This is a genomic window from Streptomyces sp. W16, assembly GCF_033194735.1.
GTDB lineage: Bacteria > Actinomycetota > Actinomycetes > Streptomycetales > Streptomycetaceae > Streptomyces.
The window spans coordinates 1-2,224 of record NZ_JAWOAI010000922.1 but is presented as its reverse complement, the minus strand read 5'-3'; the positions used below and the strand labels follow the sequence as shown (position 1 = coordinate 2,224).

1 protein-coding gene is annotated in these 2,224 nt (G+C 72.6%); it reads left to right on the top strand.

The features are described from left to right. Positions 1-2,224, top strand: a 2,224-nt coding sequence (locus tag R6V09_RS51450) for a beta-ketoacyl synthase N-terminal-like domain-containing protein (RefSeq protein WP_317888297.1), incomplete at both ends; no start/stop codon positions are given.

The following is a 2,224-nucleotide window of genomic DNA, read 5'->3' as shown; positions in this document are numbered from 1 at the left end:
CAGGTCGAGGTGTTCTTCGCGGGCGGCGTCCACGACGCCCGCTCGGCGGCGATGGTGGCCGCCCTCGCCGCCCCGCTCACCGCACGCGGTGCGGCCGTCGGCGTGCTGATGGGCACCGCCTATCTGTTCACCGAGGAGGCCGTGTCGTGCGGGGCGGTCCAGCCGCTCTTCCAGGAGCAGGTGATCGGCGCCACGCGGACCGCCCTCCTGGAGACCGCGCCCGGCCACGCCACCCGCTGTGTGCCGAGCCCCTTCAGCGACAACTACCTCGACTTCGAAGCCCAGTTGCGTGAGCAGGGCGTGCCCGACCGGCAGATCTGGGAGCGGCTGGAGCGGCTCAACGTCGGCCGGCTGCGCATCGCCAGCAAGGGTGTGGAGCGCGACGCCGCCGGAGCGCTGGCCGCCGTGGACGGACAACGCCAGCTCGCCGAGGGGATGTTCATGGCCGGCGAGGTCGCCGTGCTGCGTTCGGCGACCACCACCGTGGACGCCCTGCACCGCTCGGTGACCGAGGAGGCCGCCGACTTCCTGGCCGACAGCGCGCGAACCACCCGTGCCCTCCTAGGAATTGAGGAGCAGGCCGAGCCGGAACCGCCCGCCCCGCTGGACATCGCTGTCATCGGCATGGCCTGCATGTTCCCGCAGGCCCCCGACCTGCCCACGTTCTGGGCGAACATCCTCGGCGGACGCGACGCGGTGACCGAGGTCCCGGTCGACCGCTGGGACCCCGCCGTGCACTACGCGGACGACAAGAGCGGCGCCACCCCGTCGAAGTGGGGCGGCTTCCTGCCCCGCATCCCCTTCGACCCGCTGCGCTACGGCATCCCGCCGACCTCCCTCGGCAGCATCGAACCGGTCCAGCTGCTGGCCCTCGAAGCCGCCCGGCGCTCCCTGGAGGACGCCGGATACGGCGACCGGGGGCGGCGGTTCGACCGTGCGCGCACCTCCGTGGTGTTCGGCGCGGAGGCGGGCAGCGACCTGTCCAACGCGACCACGCTGCGCGCCGTACTGCCCTCCTACTACGGGAAGATCCCGCAGGGCATCGAGGAGCAACTCCCCACCCTCACCGAGGACTCCTTCCCCGGCATGCTCTCGAACGTCATCTCGGGCCGGATCGCCAACCGGCTCGACCTCGGCGGGGCCAACTTCACGGTCGACGCGGCCTGCGCGTCCTCGTTGGCCGCCGTCGACGTCGCCTGCAAGGAACTCGTGGGCGGCACCAGCGACATCGTGCTGTGCGGGGGCGCCGACCTCCACAACGGCATCAACGACTACGTCCTCTTCGCCTCCGTGCACGCCCTGTCCCCGACCGGCCGCTCCCGCGCCTTCGACGACTCGGCGGACGGCATCGCGCTCGGCGAGGGCGTCGCCTGCGTGGTCCTCAAGCGGCTCGCGGACGCGGAGCGGGACGGCGACCGGATCTACGGCGTCATCAAGGGAGTCGGCAGTTCCAGCGACGGCCGCTCACTGGGTCTGACGGCACCCCGGCCGGAGGGTCAGCGGGCCGCGCTGGAGCGGGCGTACCGCAACGCGGGTGTCTCCCCCGCCGCGGTCGGTCTGGTCGAGGCGCACGGCACCGGGACGGTCGTCGGCGACCGGACCGAACTCTCCATCCTCAGCGAGGTGTTCACCGAGTCCGGGGCGGAGACGGGCAGTTGCGCGCTCGGCTCGGTCAAGTCGCAGATCGGGCACACGAAGTGCGCCGCCGGACTGGCCGGTCTCATCAAGACCGTGCTGTCCCTCTACACCGGGGTCAAGCCGCCCACCCTGCACATGAAGCATCCCAACTCGGCGTGGAAGGAGGACAGCAGCCCGTTCGTCTTCCACGCCCGGCCACGCCCGTGGGCGGCGCCCGCCGAGGAACGCGTGGCAGGACTCAGCGCGTTCGGCTTCGGCGGCACCAACTTCCATACGGTGATCCAGGCTTACGGCGAGGCGGTTCCGCCCGCGCACGGCCTGGACGCGTGGCCCGCCGAACTGTTCACCTTCCGGGGAGCGGACCGGGCCGCGGCGCGCCGGGGCATCGAGGAGACCCTGAAGCTCGCCGAGTCGGGTTCCTGGAAGCTGCGCGACCTCGCCCTCAGCGCGTCCCGCCGCTCGGACGCCCGGCACGAGCCGGTGCGGGTGGCCGTCGTGGCCACGGATGTCGAGGGGCTGGTCGGGCAGTTGGGGCGGGCGCTGGCCGGTGAGCACGATCCGGCCGGGGGCATCCACCTCGCGGAGG